Raw genomic sequence first — 21,618 nt, 5'->3', positions numbered from 1 at the left:
AAATTGGATTGGAGTATGCTTTATTAGCGTCTCCGAAACAGCAAACGCTTATATCATTAGCAAACATGTTTCGTAGAAACAGTTATTCGATAATTCATGCTATAGCTCGTTTTATGCTGCAATTATCGTTGCAAATAAAGCTGATCGAGGATTTGTGGCAAGGGTTGAAGTTTGATTATTCGTGTCATAGCAATGCCAAATACAGTGAAATCGTTGCTCCGGATTGAGTTTACGAAACGGTGGAACTGTATCGAGAAGGAAGAGACCCGAAAGAACAAAGATATGAGTGGTTAAGTAAAAACAAAGATTGAACCTGTAATGTCAAAAAAGCTGCTCAATACCTATTTAGTGTTTTCCCCACGCCTCCTGAACCTAGGAAAAACAGTTATTGAGTTGATGAGCAAATCATTGAGAACCAATCATTGACAAAGAACTGTTCACCAATATCCTGATACCAAATAAACAGAATAATCTAATCAATCCAGAAAGGAGAAATAACTGCTAAAATGAAGTGTGATCTAAAACAAAAGCTCCAATAAACGGAGCTACCAACATAGTTAAATTTTGTACAGACTACACCCATCCAGAAGCCACCCCAATCTGTTCATTGAAATTGGTTATCAGGTAAACCTGAGAAGATGTGAAAAAATGAGCATTGACCATTCCAATGAGGAAAAAACAGAGCAACAAAGTTTTGATACGTAACAAATCCGAGTAAAAAAACACACTGAGATCACTACAAAACAAGCCATTGTTAGCATTGCTGGCATTAACAACTCCGATATCTTGCCCGTAAGGGGTTTATGCTTTGATCGCTTCACATTCCAAACTCCATATAGAAAATTACCAATCGCTGAAGCTGATACCAGCATCCCAAGAGCCTTTTTATTCATTTGCAGTGCATTGAGGATGACCGGTAACTGATTATTCACCATAAAGATCAGAGCAAAATAAACGAACATCACATCAACATATGCATACCAAGTTGTCCCATAAAGCCTACGCTGTAATTTCATGGTTTTAGCTGTTTTTATTATTGGTGAAGAAACAGGTTTTGCGCAAATACAACAAAACATCATAAAGCCTAGCAATGTCAGAAATCCAGAAAACAATAAAGTATATGTATCTGAAAAAAATGCAGAGAGAGTACTACCCAGAGCAGGTTCTCTCATTTTTGCCGCACTATTGATCATGTTAAGCACAGAATAGTAACGGATACGTCCATGTTCAGGAACAGAATTTGCACTGAGAACGGAAATTGCTGGAATGGCTACACTATGGAATATCGATCGAATGACTGCCAGTACAATAAATCCTTGCAGATTAGTTGCCAGCAATAAGACAACAGTACTAGCTACACGTGACAGTAACGATGCACGCAACCAATGTGTCATATAATGATTACTTACTAGCATTCCAATTGGCTTAGACAGAAGTATCCCAGGTAATAATGTTGCCGCTCCAATCAAAGCTATCATATTGATCAGCTTTCCAGTAGAACACGGATACGGTTAAAATCACGATGTCATCAATTCATCCACCAAAGGATACCATGCCATTACCTAGTAAAAGAACCAGTAAGCGATTTTTTTTGCTATGTTTGCTTGCGCCAAAATACCCCTCCTGCTTTTTTGTTAGCAGTACTGATTGGATTTGTCGATTCTCCTTTGAGCCCTAAAGGTATCAACGGCCTTCCTGCAATCCAAAAATCTATAATCATAAATAATAAAACAGCCATCAGTGGTAAGTTTTGGATATATATGTAAAAATACATTGTTGATTGATACCAATCTGCGCCTATGCGAGTGACGCTAAATCGGCAATCAGACGGCAGCATGATTATCAACTTCTGTCTTCTAAAAGTAAGGAAGAGTGAGGCGGTGGATTTCGTGCAAAATTCTTTCAATATTCTTGTTTTTAGAATATCCGTTATTTTGGGATGCGGTGTGCTAAAGATGACGGAGTGATCATAACTTTTAGGTAGAAAAATTATCATTGCAAAGTATTTTATTAAAGTAAGAGTAAATTCTATTGAGTTTGAGAGTGATTTATGCGTTTTTAAAGGCTCTGCATGCAACCAACCTTTAGAAGAGAGCGCAGTGAGATTCTCTTCTCGCAAGCGCTATCATGAAATTAATGAAGTTGATGATGCAGATATTTTTGTGTAACTTTATGATAAAAATTACGTCTCATTTTCTATTGTGTTTTGTAAGTAATATCTAGTTATCTAAAAAACTTTTAGGATTAAAGATTTCTTTTTTCATTTGAATGAGCAGCAGAAGAAGAACAGAAAAATGAGACAACAAGGCTTGCTAATTTTTGCGCTATTTGTTGTTTACTCATATGCGGCCACTGTTCGGTATTTTCTCTGCTGACAAGATAAACTTGATTTGTGTCTGCTCCCATAACGTTTTTACCATCAGGGAGAGTAATGTTATTCGCAAGAATAAAATTGGCTCCTTTTTCAACATATTTCTTTTGTGCATGAGCAATGAGGTCACAGGTTTCAGCCGCGAAACCAATGACAAGTGGAGGGCGGTTTGAAGCATGACCAATTGTTGCTAAAATATCAGGGTTTTCGACCATCTGTAAGGATGGGGGTGTTTTATGAGCACTCTTTTTGATTTTGTGGAGAGATGGTGTTTGGCTGCGCCAATCACAAACAGCGGCAACAAAAATTGCTCCATCAGCCGGCAATGCTTTTTGTACAGCTTGTAACATCTGACACGCTGTTTCAACATGAATAGTGTTCACTTCTGGTGGATCGGTAAGATTGACTGGTCCACAAATAAGCGTCACTTTGGCGCCCAAGTTAGCTAAAGCCTTTGCAATAGCGTGGCCTTGTTTGCCCGAAGAGCGATTAGCAATATAACGCACGGGATCAATGGGTTCATGGGTAGGGCCAGAGGTAACAATGAAATGGCGACCAGAAAGTGGTCTTTTTGTTGTATTCAAAAGGGCTTCTGCTGCAGCTATAATAGTTAAGGGTTCACTCAGGCGCCCTAGACCTGTTTCATCACGCTCAGCCATTGCACCGGTTTCTGGTCCAACTATATGAACACCATCTGCACATAGTTGTGCAATATTACGAACAGTTGCTGGATGTGTCCACATGGCTGGATTCATAGCCGGAGCAATCAAGAGAGGACAACGTGCTGCTAACAGCACACAATCAGCCAAGTCTTCTCCTCTACCGGTTGCTATTTTTGCAATACGATTGGCAGTGGCTGGTGCTAAAATAATCAAATCAGCATCCCGTGCTAGCCGGATATGACCAATATCATGTTCTTCTTCACGTGAAAATAAATCACTATAAACAGTACGACCACTCAACGCTTCAGCTGCTAAAGGGGTAATAAATTTTTGTGCTGCTTTTGTCATAATAATATTTAAGCGTGCTCCCCGTTCTTGCAAACGGCGAATGAGATCAAGCGCTTTGTAGGCTGCAATACTTCCACCAATAATGAGGAGTATGGATTTTGATTGCAATGATTGCATTTCTACAGAGCTTGCTTGAGAGGGTGATGGCGTTGGAGTTGTGCAATTGCTTAAAAGGCGACGCGCTTCCTCTTCCATAGAAACACCATTTTGCGCGGCTCTTATACGCAGAATTTCTTTCACTTTGGCAGGAAGATTGCGAATAGTAAGACTAGCCATTAAAATATCCCAAAAAACAAAATGATTGCAATGATTTCATATTGCAATGATTTCATTATAAATGTTTTTTTGAGTATATTCAACGGATTAAAAAAGGTGAAAAAGGTAAAAAGTGAGACAAATGCAACAAAGCGCAATGATGAAAAGGCTATAACGTCCATAGCGATTAGAGCGACTTTGTTCAACGGCAAGTTGTTTGAGGGTAGTGGGAGAAAGATTAAACCCTGTTTCTATCATTTGATTGAGGTCTTCTTCTATACGTTGAAAATTTTGTATCAACTGCGGTGTTTTACGTGCTAACGAAAGAAGTGCTTGCGCTCCTTCACTAAAGTCTTTTGCCACTCCCACAGGTCCTAAATTTTTGCTAATCCATTCTTTAACAACGGGTTCAGAGGCTTTCCACATATTAAAATTGGGATCCAAGGTGCGAGCAACCCCTTCCACGACAACCATAGTTTTTTGCAGTAATAAAAGTTCGGGGCGCGTTTGCATATCAAATAATTCAGTGACTTCAAATAACAGTGTAAGTAACTTAGCCATAGAAATGCTTTGTGCTGATTGTCCATGAATTGGTTCACCAATAGCGCGGTTGGCTTGCGCAAAGCTCTCAATGTTGTGGTGTGGAGGTACATATCCTGCTTCAAAGTGAGCACGTGCTACCCGATGATAATCGCGGGTAATAAAGCCATAGAGAATTTCAGCAAGAAAATGCTTTTCTTTTTTGCCAAGTCGTCCTGTAATTCCTAAATCGACAGCAACAATACACCCTTTTGAGTCCACAAATAAATTACCAGGATGCATATCGGCATGAAAAAAACCATCACGCAATGTATGACGAAGGAAAGATTGAATGAGTGTAACTGCGAGTGCTTGCAAATCAAAACCGGCTTCTTTCAGGGCAGAAATTTCCGATATTCTGATACCATCAATCCATTCCATTGTGAGAACATTACGTCCTGTTCGTTCCCAATCAATTTTAGGTACCCGAAAGCCTGTATCATGTTGAATATTTTCAGCCATTTCTGATATAGCAGCTGCTTCTAATCGCAAATCCATTTCAAGTCGTGTGGTTTGTGCTAAAGTATCAACCACACAAACAGGACGCAGCCGTCGAGAAGCTGGTATATAACGTTCCTGCAAACGGGCAATAAGGTAGAATCCTCTAAGGTCTCTAGCAAAGCGCGTTCTGATATTAGGACGAATGACTTTAACAGCACATTTTTTTTTATGTCCTGTTTCATCATAGTATTCAGCTGGATGAACCTGAGCAATAGAAGCGGCAGCAATAGGAGGATAAAAGTTTACGAATAAATCATTGATAGAGCGATCAAGCGAACTTTCAATTTGATCAATGGAAGCTGTACAGGAAAATGTTTGAACACGATCTTGTAGCTGTACCAAATCTTCAGCAATATCACGTCCTACGATATCGGGTCTGGTCGCAAGGAATTGACCAAGTTTTATGTAAGAGGGGCCTAGTCTATTGATAGCATAGGAAAGTTTTTCAGATCGTTGTTTTTTTTTGGTTTTGCGCCGCGCTAATACACTTGCAATACGGTAGCATAATGCTGAAAGTCCTTGAAGATTATCGTGAGGTAAAGCACTCAAAACGCCTTCACGTGCTAAAACCCATCCGGCACGTATTAATTGAAAGTAAGTGGAAATTGGCACCATTTTTAAATCTTCCAGGCTGAGTGCAGCGCTGCGATTGCACCCGTGAGATTGCGGTACGATACTCGCAAAAAACCTGCATGATTGATCATATGGGCAAAATCATCTTGCTTAGGAAATTTGCGAATAGATTCAACCAAATAACGATAAGCATCACCATCATTTGCGATAAGTTGACCAAGCTTAGGGATAGCATGGAAAGACCAAAGATCATAAATTTTTTCGAGCAGAGGCATTTCAACATTTGAAAATTCTAAACACAAGAAACGTCCACCCGGTTTTAAAACACGAAAAGCTTCCCTAAGGGCTTGATCAATATGAGGGACATTACGAATTCCAAAAGCAATAGTATAAGCATCAAAACTTTGATCTTCAAAAGGCAGATGTTCTGCATTTGCCTCAACAAAGTCAATCAGAGGGGCAAGACCGTTTTTTTCTGCGCGTTTTTTTCCGACGCTAAGCATCGAACCGTTAATATCAAGCACTGTAGCGTGGGCTTTTTGCCGTGAAGCGTTAAGAATACGAAAAGCAATATCACCGGTACCGCCAGCCACATCCAAAACTTTCCAATGAGAAACTGCTGGTGGAGAAAGCCATGCGACCATGGAATTTTTCCACATACGGTGTAATCCAAGTGACAAAATGTCATTCATCTTGTCATAGTTCTCAGCAACAGAGTGAAAGACTCCATCAACCATGGATTGCTTTTGCGCTTCATCAATTTTTGTAAAGCCAAAAGAATATTCCATACCTCCTTTGACTCCTATGCGTTCTGTTTCAGCTGTCATATGCGTGATCTTCCTTATTTTTTCTTTTGTCGTAAATTGGAGTGTAGAGGAGTATTCAAATATATAAAACCCCTCTCTAAAACCACGACGTTTATACAGCCAGAAACAGGAGAGTACCTTTAGATATCAAGATTGGCAACACTTAAGGCATTATCTTGAATAAAAGCCCGCCGTGGTTCAACTTCATCACCCATTAGACGGGAAAACAGTGAATCTGCATCGGTTGCATCATTGATTTTAACTTGTAAAAGGGCGCGTGCATCAGGGTTAAGTGTGGTTTCCCAAAGCTGTTCAGCATTCATTTCTCCAAGACCTTTATAACGTTGGAGCGTAATGCCTTTTTTGCCATTTGTAAAAATGCTTTCTAAGAGGCTCATAGGTCCCAAAATACGTTCTGATTTATCTTTACGATGCAAGAGAGGGGGAGAGCTATAGATCTCCATAAGATTTTGAGAAACACGATCAATTTGGCGTGCATCAGCTGAATTGATAAGTCCTGCATCGAGGGTAACGACATCTTTAACCCCGCGTAAAACACGTTCACAACATAAATCTCCATTTGGTATGAACTGACCATTCCACCCACGTTCCATATCGTCAGCAATCAAATCGAGACGACTAGCTACCTTCTCAGCTGTTGTTTTGGCTTTTTCTGGTGTTGCAAAAGCTTCAGGATTAAAAGCACCAACAATTGCGGCTTGCTCAACAATATTGCGATTGTAGCGCGTGTGAAGACCATTTAACAGTTGGCGTAACGTACGGGCATCTTCGGCAAGTTGGCGCAAATCAGCACCTGCACGAACTTCTCCTGTTGAAAGTTCTAACGTTGTTTCTTCTAGTCCAGTATCAATCAAAAATTCTTCGAACGCTGCTTCATTTTTGATATACTGAAAAGACTTTCCTCGTGTTACTTTATAGAGAGGTGGTTGAGCAATATAAAGGTGTCCACGCTCAATCAATTCAGGCATTTGTCTAAAAAAGAAAGTAAGGAGTAGGGTGCGGATATGGGCACCATCAACGTCAGCATCGGTCATAATGATGATTTTATGGTAGCGTAATTTATCTGGCGAAAACTCATCTTTACCAATGGACGTTCCAAGAGCAGTGATGAGTGTTCCAATCATATCAGAGGAGAGCATTCGGTCGAAGCGTGCGCGTTCGACATTGAGAATTTTACCGCGTAGAGGCAAAATTGCTTGATTTTGGCGTGAACGCCCACTTTTTGCTGAACCACCAGCAGAATCTCCCTCAACGATAAAGATCTCCGATTTTGTTGGATCGCGTTCTTGGCAGTCGGCGAGTTTTCCAGGCAAAGAGGTGATATCGAGAGCCCCTTTTCGTCTTGTGAGTTCACGTGCTTTGCGTGCAGCTTCTCGAGCCGCTGCAGCTTCCACTACTTTGTTCGTAACAATTTTTGCTTCACTAGGATGTTCTTCTAGCCACGCAGAGAGACCTTCATTCACCAAATTTTCAACAATAGGCCGCACTTCAGAGGAAACCAATTTATCCTTTGTCTGTGAAGAAAATTTGGGATCAGGGACTTTAACAGAAAGAATAGCTGTAAGTCCTTCGCGGCAATCATCACCAGTGAGGTTCACTTTTTCCTTTTTTGCAATGCCTGAAGATTCGGCATAACCATTAATTTGGCGTGTAAGAGCACTGCGGAACCCCACCAAATGGGTTCCCCCATCACGCTGAGGAATATTGTTGGTAAAACACAAGACTTTTTCATGGTAGGAATCATTCCACCATAAAGCAACTTCAACGCTCATCCCATCTTTTTCATTTGCAATGTAAATAGGATGATCAAGGAGCGCTTTTTTCGATTGGTCAATATATTTGACAAATTCAGTTAATCCACCCTCATAATGCAATTCAACAGATTTGATGTCGGCATGACGTTGATCAACAAGGATGATATGCACACCAGAATTCAAAAAAGCGAGTTCCCGTAACCGACGCTCCAAAGTTTCGAAATCAAATTCAACCATGGTAAAGGTTTCAGGGCTTGGTAAAAATCGGATTTCTGTTCCGCTTTCTGCATCGCAATCACCAACAATTTTGAGTGGAGCATCGGCGACTCCGTGAGTAAATGACATTTCATGGATTTTGCTATTGCGTCTGATTCGTAGTTGTAACCAAACAGAGAGTGCATTCACAACAGAAACACCAACGCCGTGTAATCCTCCCGAAACTTTGTAAGAATTTTGGTCAAACTTTCCACCGGCATGAAGTTGGGTCATGATAACCTCGGCCGCTGAAACACCTTCTGTTGGATGAATATCGGTAGGGATTCCGCGTCCATTATCACGAACAGAACAGGAACCATCAGCGTGGAGTGTCACATTTACAAGAGTAGCATGACCGGCTAAAGCTTCATCAATAGCGTTGTCTACAACCTCATAGACCATATGATGCAAGCCTGAGCCATCATCTGTATCACCGATATACATACCAGGACGTTTACGTACAGCATCAAGACCTTTGAGAACTTTGATAGAAGCGGCACCATAGTCATCACCATCCACTTGTGAGGCTATTTCATCACTCATAAGTTAATCCATTCCTGTATTCAATTTGCGATATTTCATAAGCTTTTTTGGAGCTTAACATTTTTGCCAGTTATTTATGGAATAACCACATTAAACGTTTACCGTATATCAGATTTATATTCAATATCTGTGAATATAGAATAGGTAGAAGTCCTCCATATTACACAATTACTTAGAACAATTTTTTTCACACGCAAGCGATAGTATCCTGTTAGGTTGCGTTTTTAGCTGTAATAAAGAGGCAGAGAGCGTCTCAAAGAAGTTTATTTTTAGGGATTATTAATTTTTTAAGAGGAGATGATAGTCACAGTGCTGCATGACAATGACAGGAACAGTGAAGTGTTATTACCCCACCACCTTATGATGATGAATAAGAAGTGTATAACAAGCTCACGAAATCAATTCGTATGCTTTATATAAGCGCTTGTTGTCACTATACAATAATTGACTTTATAACAGCAGAGCATTTACTGTGCTTCTTTTTGCATCATGTTTCAAAACTGACAATGTCTCCTTACATCATATTTTTTCGTACGCAGAAGCTTTGAAAAAATTGTGTTGTGATGCCAAAAGTGTGTACAGCTTATTTGAAGAATCAGAATGTATTATTAAAAAGGAAAAATGAGGTTTTTTTGAAGTAAAAGCATGAGAAATATTCTTAATTCAGCAGAGATATTGAGGAAAATAAAATGAACGATATGCCAAAAATATCGGTTTTTAATTCTCCATTTTTGCTCATGATGTGCATACCTTCTAAGCTACAGGATAATCGCAGCAGAGACCAGCAATTGCATAAAAAAGAAACTTTTTATCAAATCATGAGAAGACATGTTTGAGGTTTCTAGTTTATTGAAGAATTCTTCGATAAAAGAGTCCTGATTTATAAAGATATTTTATTCTGTGCTGTTTTCTTGATGCATCTAAATATAATCTTTATCAGCAATAACTTGTCTATTTTTATTTGCCTCAACAAGCTGAGCTGTTTGAAAATAGCATACCGGTTATCCAGCGTGAGAAGAAAATACAGTAATTGATTCAAAGCATCCAGCACAGCCATGAATCTTCTCAGTCACATCTTGGGCTTGTTTTTTCTCAATATTTGTCTCTTGTAATAACCTTCATAGCCAGTCACATAGAAATAAGTAAGGGAGTATTAATTTTCAAAGTCATCATAATAATAATTTATAATCCTTGGAAAATAATTCTAAAACCGGATACTTTCTTTCTGATACCAGTATTTATAACGCTTATCGATTGACGTTACGCTTTTCCATGGATACACGAACAAAACTATTATTGAGCTAAGGATTAAGAGCTCTCGTCTTTGAATTCTAGCTTTTAAAACAACATGAATGTTTTCAATAAAATAATGAGGAAGATTTTCAGTTTTTACACGAATTAGAGCAATTTATCTTCCATAAAGATAAATCCTTTGCTGATTTTTGTATGGAATGCTTTTTTCTGGTAAAAAGCCTATCTTTTGTAAATATTCCCATCTTCGCTCTCAAATTTTAATCGAATTGTATAGAATTGGGTGTTTTCCGCTTGTGCTAAAGAAAACGCTTTCTTCATAATGGTTTTATGGCATTCTTTATATATTTGTCTTGGGGAATTTGGCACTAAAATTTTGATATTACTCCAAAATTCTAAATCTCGATATATTTTAAATAGGGAAAAATTGTTAAATTTTGTGACAATTTTTAAGAACATTAAGCATTTTAATTTGATTAAAGGACCAGATATTTCAGTTAAGGGCGTTAGATATTATGGTTGAGAGAAGTTGCATTTTAGCTTTGCAAAATGAGGGACAAGATTTTGAAAATAAAAAAAACTATAAAGAGATTTAATGTTCTCATTGGAGTCCTTTTGATGGCATGGTGGGGGCTGCTTTCCTGTTTGGCAGAGGCTGAAACGGCTGTAAAACTGCCCTCTTTTTTTAATGCACATGAACGTTTGCTACAACCTGATACATCGCATATCATTCGCTTGCGTTTTGTAACAACTTTTGATTTTCCTCCCTTTAACTTTCTTGACAAAACAGGACATCTTGTAGGCTATAATATCGATTTATTACGTGCTATTTGTTCAAAGTTAAACCTTAAAAAATTCTGTGAGGTAGAAGTTGTTCCTTGGGAAGAGCTTATAGATCATGTCAAAAATGGTAACGCGGAAGTGATTATTGCAGGTTTAAAAGAAACCATTAAAACGCATCAAGATCTTGTTTTTACAGGATCTTATTTGCGTTTTCCAGCGCGATTTGTTGCGTCTCGATTTATTGCCTCTCAACTTTTGAATCTCGACGAACCAATAAGTGATAAACTGACACATTTAAACAGTGGCGTTTTGTCTAAAAGTGTGCACGAAAAGCTGTTTCGTAGTTATTTTCCTGAAGCCAAATGGCAAAGATTTAAAAACAGGGCAGAGCTCTATAAAGCGCTACAAGATCATAAAATTGATCTTATTTTTGATGATGGATTTGCTTTATCTTTATGGCTAAATAATCCAAAATCCGCTGATTGTTGCTATTTTGTTGGAGGAGCTTATCTGGCGCCACAGTTATTAGGACAAGGAATGCAGCTTGCTGTTGCAAAAAAGAACGAACAGTTGGTTGATATACTCAATTATGCTCTGAAATCTCTAGAAGATGATGGTAAGCTTACAGAACTTTATCTGCGTTATTTTCCGATCAGTTTTTATTGAAGCATGCTTTTTTAGGTAAGGGCTGTTAATCTTTCAGTGCCCAGTCGATAGGAAATCGCTTCCGCGAGATGGTGGCGTGAGAGATAGTCTGCTTCGTCGAGATCAGCAATGGTGCGTGCAACTTTGAGAATACGATGATAGGCACGTGCAGAAAGATGCATCTTTACACTTACATCTCGTAAGAGTGTAGCGGCATTTTTATCAGGAATAGCAATTTGTTCGATAATTTTAGCAGGGCAATCACCGTTAGTGCGAATATGGTCAAGCCCCAGTTGAGTAAAACGTTTGGTTTGAATGGTACGACACCGTGCGACGCGTTTTGCAACATCGCAGCTTTTTTCTGATTGTTCAGGTTGCATAAGATCCATAGCTGTTAAAGCAGGGACATCAATTCGTAAATCAATTCGATCAAGCAGAGGACCAGAAATACGGGATTGATAATCGATTTGACAACGTATTCCTTTTGCGCAAACATGATTTTTTTCGCCTGCCATCCCACATCGACAAGGGTTCATCGCAGCAATAAGTTGGATACGAGCAGGATAGCTAATATGGTGGTTAGCGCGGGCGATAACACATTCTCCGCTTTCTAAAGGTTGGCGAAGAGAATCGAGAACTTGTGGAGAAAATTCCGGCAACTCATCAAGGAATAAGACACCATTATGTGCAAGTGAGACTTCTCCTGGTCGTGCTTTAAGTCCACCACCGATCATTGCAGCCATAGAAGCAGAATGATGCGGTGCACGAAAGGGGCGGTGGAGTGAAATGGTATTCTGTACTATTTCTCCTGTGATAGAAGCAATCAGAGAGACATCTAAGAGCTCACGGCTATCAAGGGGCGGCAAAATGGAAGGTAAGCGTTGTGCTAACATAGACTTTCCTGCACCAGGAGGACCGACAAATAAAAGGTTATGCCGTCCAGCTGCGCAAATTTCTAATGCACGTTTGGCGGTTTTTTGTCCTTTAATTTCGCAAAGATCTGGAAGCTCAGTTTGGATGGTATATTGACGTGGTTGTGGACGTTTTTGAATTTGTGTTCCTTTAAAATGATTGACCATGGTAAGAAGCGTTTCAGGTGCGAGAATGTTCATTTCTGCATTGGCCCATGCGGCTTCAGGTCCACATGGGGAGGGACAAATAAGTCCTTTATCGCATGCTAAAGCTGTCATGGCTGCTGGTAAAACACCATTAACTGCTGTAAGTGAACCGTCCAATGATAATTCGCCTAAAATGATGTAGTCTTGTGCTACATCAAGAGGAAGAATTCCCATAACGAGCATTAAGCCTACGGCGATTGGCAAATCATAATGCGATCCTTCTTTAGGCAGATCAGCAGGAGCAAGATTAATAGTGACCCGTTTGTTGGGCAGAGAAAGCCCGCAAGCATGAAACGCTGCTTGCACACGTTCACGGCTTTCTGCGATTGCTTTATCTGGTAATCCAACAATAGCCATGCCTATCTTACCAGAAGAAATCATAACCTGTACATCAACAGGGACTGCTTCTAGACCACGAAAAGCGACAGTTGTAACATGCGCGATCATCAATTCCCCCCCTTTTGACTTAAACGAGACAATCACATCTGCACATAAAAATCAAGAAGTGTCTGTATAGTCTTTTGTAAGGAGAGATCTATATTAAATTATGCGGGCTTATAGTGCAATTATGGAGAATGGTTTGCACAAATTTAACCATGATAGCATGCCACTCAATAAAACGTTTATAATACGCTAAATGAATATGTTAGGAAGGAAAATTGAGGCGATTTTGTTGTGCACCAGTACAGGATTTTGTGAATATAAGGGGGGCTTTTTATGTATTGCAAGCAAAGAGTGTTATTTTATACGCGTGAACGTATAAAATTTGCTGTGAGCAAAAGTATAAAATATTCCCAACAGATATATTTATCTTTTTTGTTCGGTGTTATTTATAAAAGAATGATTTAAAGTGTATTGAAGGTATCTGATTTGATGGTATATCAGACAGGAGTTTTTTTTAAATCAGCAACCATGCGCAGCGTATTGATAGGTCTATGCTTGGTTTTGACTTTTCCGAGGTCACTTGCAGCATTTGAGTTATTCGGTATACCTCTTTTTGGTCACAAGAGAACAAATTCCTCTTCTCATGCCAGTGGTGCAGAGAGATTTTATAAAGTTGATGTCGTTGCATCACCGGGTGCCTCACCAGAGGGTGTTAAAATAGTAAAAGCTGTGTCTTCTCTTTTCGCTGACCGAGAGAAAGCCCTATCGAGTTCTTCTGGCTTGTTGGCTAAAGCGCGTTCAGATTATCGGGCAATTCTTTCCGCTCTTTATGCTGAGGGACGCTATGGTGGTGTTATTAGTATTAAGATTAATGATTTAGAAGCCGCTGATTTAAGTCCGGTGACTCAATTGCCAACACACTCTAAGGTTGTTATTACTATTGATGCAGGGCCTCAATATGTTTTTAGTGTTGCAGGTATCGATAAAGTTGCTCCCTTCATAAAAGATGAAAGCAATAGAATGCCTACAATTGAAGAGTTGGGTTATAAAGTTGGGGTTGTTGCCAAATCTGAAACTATTCTTAAAGCAGAACGGTGGGTGATTGAAGGATGGCGTCGACAAGGGTATGCAAAAGCTAAGATTATCAAGAGTGATGTTGTTGCGGATCATGCTACGCACCTTATTGATGCGCAGATTATTGTTGATCCTGGGCGCCAAGCATATTACGGTCCTTTAAGTGTGCGCAATGTGAGCAAAGAACCAAGTGTAGATTCAGCCTATATCGCGTGGATGACAGGATTAAAGCCAGGTCAGAGATATGATTCTGAGGCTGTTGCCAAAGCGAATGAACGGCTTACACGACTTGATGTTTTTCGTGCTGTGAATCTCCGTGAAGCTGAGACAATTAATCCAGATGGGAGTCTCCCTCTGACACTTGTTGTACAAGAGCGTAAGCCACGTCGCTTTGGTGCTGGTGGAAGCTATTCTACATTAGATGGTGCTGGTTTTGAAGCGTATTGGATGCATAAAAACCTTTTTGGTCATGCGGAACGTCTTAAAATTGAGACGAAAATAAATGGTATTGGTGGCAAAAAGAAGCAATCATATAATTTTAAAAATTTTAATTACCTTTTGGGTGGCACGTTTATAAAACCTGGTATATTCACTCCTGATACAGATTTTAGGGCAGAACTGAAAATCCAGCAAGATGTCCTAGAAAATTATACGACAAAAGCCATTAGAAGCAAGTTAGGGATCACGCATATTTTTAATGCGCATCTATCAGGGCAGGCGGCTGTAGAAGTTTCTAACGGTTATTCACGCGATATCTATTTTGGGAGCCGTGATTTTACGACAATAGGGTTACCAAGTAGTTTGATTTACGACAGTCGTAATAATAAATTCAATGCAACAAAAGGTCTGTATGGTGAAGCGATTTTTGAACCTTTTTATGAAATGCGTTTTAGCAATTTTGTAGCAAAAATGACTGTGGAAGGTCGTTCTTATTGGGCGTTTGATGAAAAAGATCGTTTTATTTTTGCAGCACGTGTAAAGTTTGGTACGATTTTTGGCAGTGATACAGCACAAATACCTTCGGATACACTCTTTTTTGCTGGTGGTGGTGGTTCTGTTCGCGGTTATGCTTATCGTAATATTGGTATCAAAACAGACAAGGATTCTATTGTTGGTGGGCGTGCACTTTTTGAAGGGTCAGCAGAATTACGTTTTGCTTTAAATGATAAGATAGGGGTTGTCAGTTTTCTTGATGGAGGTACCGTAGGAGATAAAGCGCAGTTTGATTTTTCTAAAAAAATGAAATGGGGAGCCGGTATTGGAGGCCGCTATATGACCAATCTTGGTCCTTTGCGCGTTGACCTTGCATTTCCTCTAAAGCGCGAGAAAGGTGATCCTCGCATTGGTTTTTATGTAGGTATAGGGCAAGCATTTTAATGAAAAAAACTATGCGTTTATCGGCTTTCTTTTTTGGGTTTTTGTTTTTTTTACTAAGCGCTCTTATTTTTGCGCAGAAGGGAAATTCACTCTCTAGCCAAGTAACAACAGATGATCGTTCATGGCTTGTCTCTTTAATTGAGCGCAGACTTTCAGCCCCTAATCGCCAAGTTCGTTTGCATAATATGCAAGGGACACTGTCTTCGCAAATATCTATAGGTGCTATCACCATCAGCGATAAAAAAGGTGTTTGGCTTAAAATGACCAATGCTAAAATAGATTGGAACCGCTTAGCTTTGCTAAGGGGGAGGGTGAGTATTAACCAGCTTTCAATGGATCAGATTACATTTTTACGCAAACCGCAGGGAAACTCTTCTTTTGTTTCTTCCCTTGAGGCAGGGAAATTTTCTTTACCAACATTACCCCTTGCCATTTCTATCAATACGCTTACAGTTCAGCGTGTGGCGTTTGAACAGGAGCTTTTGGGTGTTTCTGCTGATATGTCTTTAAACGGATATCTAACCTTTGCGAATAATGATTTTGATGTTGATATAGCGGCTCAGCGTTTAGATGCACCTGGGTCTTTTTCTGTTGTGACGAAGTTATCCGATAGCAATCGTACCGCTAAAATTGATATTTCTGCGGATGAACCACAAAATGGCATTTTGGCGAATATTTTTAAACTTGAAAAACGCCCCGCCTTAAATCTCGTTATGAAAGGTGATGGTACTTTTGATGATTTGGTTGTCAAACTTGCTTTGCAAGCGGATCACCAGCCTATTTTAGATGGCAATGTTATTCTTACAACTATTGCAGAAGGACACGGTTTTTCTACGAAACTGATAGGCAAATTTGGTCCTTTAATGCCCCCTCAATATCATAATCTCTTCGAATCTGATGTAATATTGAAAGCAGAAGCGAGGGTGACAAAAGAAGGTATAAAGTACCTTGATCATATGGTCATTCAGGGTGAAGCAATCAATGTTTTGGCGAATGCTGAAGTAACAGCAGATGGTTTTTTGCGACGACTTTTTGTTGATGGAAAAATGGCTCTTAATAAAGAAAATGAACCTACTCGTTTATCAGTATCAGAAACGTCAAAGCCTGCCAATAATATTGTTTTAAACATTGACTATGGCCGTGAAGGACAACATTCTTGGAATGGACGACTTGTTGTACATCATTTGAACAATCAAAATATTCATATTCGTGATGCCATTTTTGATATGGGGGGAGTGAGCGAAAATCTTGATGATACAACATCTCGTCATGTTGGTATCCAGGTTAAGGGAACCCTTCAAGGGATTAAAAAAAGTAAGAGCACATTGGCAGAAGATCTTGGACAAACAGTTCATGTGCATCTAGATACTGATATTATTTCTAGAAAACCAGTTTTAATACATGATTTTAGTGTCACGGGTCAGGGGTTTTCTGCTTGGTTAAAAGGGAAAATGGATCGTTTTATTTTTAAAGGCGATCTTGGTTTAAAGGCGCAAACCCTTGCTTCTTTTAATTTATTGAGTAAACAGTCACTTTCTGGTAGCGCAGATATTAAAGCCAAAGGAACCATTGGTTTAATGAGGGGTGTTTTTGATCTTGAATTATCAGGAACAACGGAAAACACCAAAATAGGCGTTGAACCTTTCGATCGTTTATTCAGAGGAAATTTTACTCTTTCAGGTGGTGCTTCTTATGACACGGCAAATTTAATTTTGCGTCATTTGAATTTGAAAAGTCAATATGCGAGCATAAAGGCTGATGGATATTTTTCAAGTGAAAGAGCTAAAATGGATTTCTATACTCAAATATCTGATCTCGCCAAATTAGATTCGAGAATGAACGGTGCTCTCACAATCAAAAGTACCGCGAGAGGGCACAATCGCCTTATAAAGCTTAAGACACATGCTCATGTTGCTGAAGCATTTTTAATAGGAAAGAAGCTGCAAAACGCAACACTTACTATGCAAACACTGGTGGATAATACATCATCAGTTATGTCTTTAACTGGCTTTGTAAAGGGTGAAGGAACTTTTGCTAAGAAGCCATTATATTTATCTGCTTCTTTTAAGGATTCTCATCAGATTCGAAAATTTGAAAATATCGATATGAGGGCGGGAGGCGCAAAAATAACCGGTGATCTTTCTCAAACGAGAGGTTTTGTGAAAGGTGCTTTGCATATTGATGCTGAGGATATCTCAGCACTTTCCGCATTATTTTTACAAGAAGGCAGTGGAAAACTAAAAGGAGATTTTATTTTTGATGAAGAAAATGGCAAACAAAAGGCTAGTTTAAAGGCAGGTGTTGACCATTTAAGCTTTGCAAAGAATAAAGTTAAAAAGTTAACAATAAAAGGGGATATCTTTGATCCTTTTGCTATGATCCAGTTTGAGGGTTTGATCAATGCCGAGCATATTCAAACGCCTTTAATGATGGTTAATCGTTTAGATGCTCATGCCAATGGCAAAAATGGGCAAACAGCTTTTACTGTTCAAGCGATGTTGCCTCATAACACAAATGCAAAGCTTTCTGGTAGTATGGTTACTGTAGAACTTCCAGAAGGTTTCAGACGAGAAGTACAGATTAAAACCATAGATGTTAAACAACACAATCTTCATGCGACATTGCCTAAATCGGCTACAATTGTTTTTGATAAAGAGGGAATGACAGTCGATGAATTAGGAATTGCGATTAATGGAGGTCAAATTATCCTTGCAGGAAATGTTCAAGATACCCTTAATTTGCACCTTACAATGAATGCGTTTCCTGCTGCTTTAGTTAATCTATGGAAGTCCGACCTTGGAGTGGTTGGTAGCGTGACAGGGCAAGTGACGATTCGAGGTAGTTTTCAAAGTCCTGATGTGATCTATGATATAAAGGGTGAGGAGCTGACAACACTTGCTCTTCAAAATAAAAAAATAATGCCTTTTGCGCTTTCTGCTAAAGGTAAAACAATAGACAAAAACCTTACTTTGGATGCAAATTTAACGGGGGAAGGGATACAAGCACAAGCACAGGGGCGTATATCTTTAGATCCACAAAATAAGCTTGATCTCCATGTTAATTTACAGGATTTTCCTGCAGGTTTTCTTAATAATTTTATAGAAGGACACGCACTTGAAGGAGCAGTGGCAGGTAAGATCGATATTGCCGGAAAAATGAAGGATCCCTCTGCTCATTTTGAGCTTTCTAGTCAAAATTTAACTGCTATGACCCATAAAGGACCTCTGTCGATCAATATGAAAGCTCATGGTTCTTACAAAAAATCGACTTTTCAAGTTGAGAATTTGATAGCGACAGGAGACAAGGGATTAGATCTCTCCATAAAAGGGCCTGTTTCTTTCAATGGTTCAGAGACAAAATTGAATGTTAAAGGGATAATGCCTATTGCATTTGTTGATTTATTATTAGCAAAGCGAGGTGCGCATGTAACAGGCATGGCCAGAATTGATGCAACTCTTCATGGTGCATTACTTAATCCACAATTGATGGGAAGTTTTTCTATAGTCAATGGTAGTTTTTTTGATTCACAAACCAATTTAGGGTTAAATAATATAACCATTGAAGGAAAACTAAATGGCGACCATCTTCTTTTAGAGAAGGCTTTAGCTGTTTCGTCTGAGGGAGGATCGGTTTCTGCTTCAGGTCGTATTTCTAATGATTTACAACCAGATTTGGTCTTTTATCTTAACAACGCCAATTATAACGATGGATCAATGATTCTTGCAACGTTGGCGGGGAAGATAACTATGACAGGGCATTTTAAAGATGGCCTTGTTATTGGTGGTGATGTCACAGTTGAAAAAGCTGAAGTTGTGGTTCCTGATCACTTTCGAAACGCAAAGTTTCTTGATATTCAAAATAAGAATTTAACCAAATCGATTAAAAAAACACTCGAACGTGCTGATGTTAAGGATATCAATAAAAATCGAGCAGAATTTCAAGAAACTTCTTCTGTAATACTATCGAATATGCGTATTATGGCGCGCAATCAGTTTTTTGTACGTGGACGAGGGTTAGATACGGAATTGGGAGGACGCATTAACTTAGCAGGTCCATTAAATGATGTGCATCCAGTTGGTGAGTTTAGGATGATTCGTGGACGTTTTGATATTCTGTCACAACGTCTCAGTTTTGATCAAGGGCAAGCGAGTTTTAGCGGTAGTCTTAATCCTACGGTTTATTTTGTGGCAAACAAGAATAGTGGTGATATTCGCGTTACTGTAACCGTAAGTGGAACGATTGATAATCTTGAGATTAATTTTTCTTCACAACCTAATTTGCCACAAGATGAGATTTTGGCACGTTTGATTTTTAATCGCTCTCTTAATGAATTATCACCATTTCAGATTGCTCAACTTGCGGCAGCGGCAGCTGATCTTGCCGGTGCTTCTAATACATCCTTATTGAATACGTTACGAGCTAAAATTGGTCTTGATGATCTTGATATCATCGTTGATGAAAAAGGGAATACGGGTTTACGCATTGGGCGCTATATACATAATAACATTTATTTAGGCTTTGAAGCAGGATCGAATGGAACGACGAAGGGAACAATTAATTTAGACATTTCCCGCCACCTTAAAGCGAAAGGTGCTATAGGGAATGAAAAAAATTCCAGTATTGGTCTCTTTTATGAAAGAGATTATTAAAGATTGAAGTTCTGAAATTCCAATTGCTTAAGCTTTATGTACCTGAAGCTCTCAGTGAGAGAAAGATTGCAATAATCGACTAGGAGTCTCATAAAACAAAAAGACTCTTTACCGAGTCACGAAAAGATATGCCTGAAATATTTGATTTTTTATTTATCATGTTCTTTAAGGAAGTGACACTTTTTACAAAAAACCATTGTGCTCTTCATGCACGCACTCATTTTAACGTCTTTCGTTATTCTCAACCTCACAACACTCTTCATGAATGGTGGAAAGAAAAATCTATAAGACACAAGTATCTTATATAAAATAAATGAGTACTCCCATGTTATTTCCCATCTCCTAACATGGCAATCCTGCATAAAATGTTTTTATAAGGGCTTATTTACTCTTGTTTCAAATGGTTTTTTAGTCACACTTTTATCTCGTTTGTGACGTGCAAATTTTTTTTGATTTTGAATGCGAAGATTTAAAATAATCTTATAATATTCCGAGTTTTCATTCAAAGTGCAAAATGATAAATAACCATAATAAATTGCTCTATTATATTTTATGAAAGATGCATTTGATCAAGCAACGTTTTTTGTAAAGATGGTCCATTATAATTACGCAGTATTTTCTCTTGTAACACCACGCTTTCCTTTTTTATATTCTTTGCAGAGATTGCAAATATATTGCTGTCAATTCTATTCTTTATGAATATGACTCAAGGGATTTGCATGCACCCTTGTAAGGATAAGAAAACACAAAACCAGATGTGTGATTGTTATCGTTTTACTCAGTGTTTGATAAAAAGCTAGGATATCTAGTCCACAGCAAGCAATTTTTGTGTTTTATAGCGTTTCCTAATAAAAGACCATGCTTTTGCTGTTACATCTATAAATCAACGTTTAAATCTATTACAGCAGCACGTTTGAGACAAAGGTTGAGATGGATAAGGGTTAGCTGTATTGGCTTTTGCATTGCTCATTAGAGCAGGAATATTATGTGTATCTGTTTGTGTAATCTCTGAAGTGGATTAAGAGACTGAATTATAATAATAAATTATTGTTTTTTCAACTTGAATCAGAATCCCGAATATTCTAAGCTTCTGTTATCATAAGTACTTTTAGATTGAATCAATTAAAATCATTTGTTTGCTGGTTATAAGCAGAGCTACCATGTAGTAAAAACTGAGCAAGAAAGGAGTAAAATGCTCCTTATGAATCGCCTCAAGGCAAGAAATGTAGCGATACTAAGAGCTGGCAGAGAGCATATACCAACTTGTGACTTCATAAGCGTGGAAACATCTTCATTGGGGGAGATAAAGTTTATAAAGATAAAAACCAATTTCTAGCCTTCATTCTATCACCTTTTTAGCTTTATGGCTTTCAAAAGCATCTACAGCAGTATCTCTAATAATACAGAGTGCGCATTGCTTCACGCCTTTGTTTCTCATGTTGGTTTAATAGAGGCATATCCTTCACGAGGAATAAAATGCCATTCTATTGCCAATTCATGCGTTTTTTTAGAAGCATCTCTAGTATAAAAACCATTTCATGATGGTATTCTATGAAAGATATCAATGGTAAATCTATTGCACACTACCAACTTTAAGCTTATGAAGGTGAAAACCTGTATTATCATTCTCTTTATTATCGTAAGATGTTACTACAGGCAAAACATTGGT

The 21,618-nt window shown here is 38.7% G+C and carries 10 protein-coding genes; 3 read left to right on the top strand and 7 right to left on the bottom strand.

Annotated elements, in window-relative coordinates; all coding sequences use genetic code 11:
• Nucleotides 1–620: 620 nt before the first annotated feature.
• The 6 genes from BN200_RS02815 to gyrB form a co-directional block, all read right to left on the bottom strand.
• Nucleotides 621–1,478 carry an MFS transporter gene (locus BN200_RS02815; protein ID WP_020424306.1) on the bottom strand — a complete coding sequence of 286 codons (858 nt, stop codon included), beginning with the start codon at nt 1,476–1,478 and terminating at the stop codon, nt 621–623.
• A 116-nt stretch (nt 1,479–1,594) separates the two neighbouring features.
• Nucleotides 1,595–2,119: a hypothetical protein gene (locus tag BN200_RS09585; RefSeq protein ID WP_244426857.1), complete on the bottom strand. Its 525-nt coding sequence runs from the start codon at nt 2,117–2,119 to the stop codon at nt 1,595–1,597.
• Nucleotides 2,120–2,244: 125 nt separating this feature from the next.
• Nucleotides 2,245–3,657, bottom strand: coding sequence for a bifunctional phosphopantothenoylcysteine decarboxylase/phosphopantothenate--cysteine ligase CoaBC (coaBC, locus tag BN200_RS02805; RefSeq protein ID WP_019220921.1), 1,413 nt, complete (start codon nt 3,655–3,657; stop codon nt 2,245–2,247).
• A gap of 87 nt (nt 3,658–3,744) precedes the next feature.
• The gene (gene ubiB / locus BN200_RS02800; RefSeq protein ID WP_019220920.1) at nt 3,745–5,331 is read right to left on the bottom strand and encodes a 2-polyprenylphenol 6-hydroxylase; all 1,587 of its coding nucleotides are present in this window, start codon (nt 5,329–5,331) and stop codon (nt 3,745–3,747) included.
• 2 nt (nt 5,332–5,333) lie between these two features.
• Nucleotides 5,334–6,116: a bifunctional demethylmenaquinone methyltransferase/2-methoxy-6-polyprenyl-1,4-benzoquinol methylase UbiE gene (gene ubiE, locus BN200_RS02795; protein WP_019220919.1), complete on the bottom strand. Its 783-nt coding sequence runs from the start codon at nt 6,114–6,116 to the stop codon at nt 5,334–5,336.
• A 119-nt stretch (nt 6,117–6,235) separates the two neighbouring features.
• A complete protein-coding gene (gyrB, locus tag BN200_RS02790) occupies nt 6,236–8,668 on the bottom strand; it encodes a DNA topoisomerase (ATP-hydrolyzing) subunit B (protein ID WP_019220918.1) in 2,433 nt (810 codons plus the stop codon).
• A 1,815-nt stretch (nt 8,669–10,483) separates the two neighbouring features.
• On the opposite strand from gyrB, the gene BN200_RS02780 reads away from it, so the two are divergent.
• Nucleotides 10,484–11,368, top strand: a complete 885-nt coding sequence (locus tag BN200_RS02780) for a transporter substrate-binding domain-containing protein (RefSeq protein ID WP_034988663.1) — start codon at nt 10,484–10,486, stop codon at nt 11,366–11,368.
• 11 nt (nt 11,369–11,379) lie between these two features.
• Here the strand turns inward: BN200_RS02780 and BN200_RS02775 are convergent, their stop codons facing one another.
• Nucleotides 11,380–12,912, bottom strand: coding sequence for a YifB family Mg chelatase-like AAA ATPase (locus tag BN200_RS02775; protein ID WP_019220915.1), 1,533 nt, complete (start codon nt 12,910–12,912; stop codon nt 11,380–11,382).
• A gap of 426 nt (nt 12,913–13,338) precedes the next feature.
• On the opposite strand from BN200_RS02775, the gene BN200_RS02770 reads away from it, so the two are divergent.
• Entirely contained in the window at nt 13,339–15,300 is a 1,962-nt protein-coding gene (locus BN200_RS02770; protein WP_019220914.1) for an autotransporter assembly complex protein TamA, read from the top strand.
• Nucleotides 15,300–19,949 carry a translocation/assembly module TamB domain-containing protein gene (locus BN200_RS02765; protein WP_019220913.1) on the top strand — a complete coding sequence of 1,550 codons (4,650 nt, stop codon included), beginning with the start codon at nt 15,300–15,302 and terminating at the stop codon, nt 19,947–19,949. The genes BN200_RS02770 and BN200_RS02765 overlap by 1 nt, the downstream gene beginning before the upstream one ends.
• The last annotated feature ends 1,669 nt before the right edge of the window (nt 19,950–21,618 follow it).

It is taken from the genome of Bartonella senegalensis OS02, from assembly GCF_000312545.1.
GTDB lineage: Bacteria > Pseudomonadota > Alphaproteobacteria > Rhizobiales > Rhizobiaceae > Bartonella > Bartonella senegalensis.
This window is presented reverse-complemented; position numbering and strand designations above follow the sequence as displayed.

Excerpts from the sequence above, each read along its gene's own strand:
- gyrB (WP_019220918.1), bottom strand. The coding sequence starts at position 8,668 with ATGAGTGATGAAATAGCCTCACAAGTGGATGGTGATGACTATGGTGCC.
- coaBC (WP_019220921.1), bottom strand. The coding sequence starts at position 3,657 with ATGGCTAGTCTTACTATTCGCAATCTTCCTGCCAAAGTGAAAGAAATT.
- BN200_RS02775 (WP_019220915.1), bottom strand. The coding sequence starts at position 12,912 with ATGATCGCGCATGTTACAACTGTCGCTTTTCGTGGTCTAGAAGCAGTC.
- BN200_RS02770 (WP_019220914.1), top strand. The coding sequence starts at position 13,339 with ATGGTATATCAGACAGGAGTTTTTTTTAAATCAGCAACCATGCGCAGC.
- BN200_RS02765 (WP_019220913.1), top strand. The coding sequence starts at position 15,300 with ATGAAAAAAACTATGCGTTTATCGGCTTTCTTTTTTGGGTTTTTGTTT.
- ubiB (WP_019220920.1), bottom strand. The coding sequence starts at position 5,331 with ATGGTGCCAATTTCCACTTACTTTCAATTAATACGTGCCGGATGGGTT.
- ubiE (WP_019220919.1), bottom strand. The coding sequence starts at position 6,116 with ATGACAGCTGAAACAGAACGCATAGGAGTCAAAGGAGGTATGGAATAT.
- BN200_RS02815 (WP_020424306.1), bottom strand. The coding sequence starts at position 1,478 with ATGATAGCTTTGATTGGAGCGGCAACATTATTACCTGGGATACTTCTG.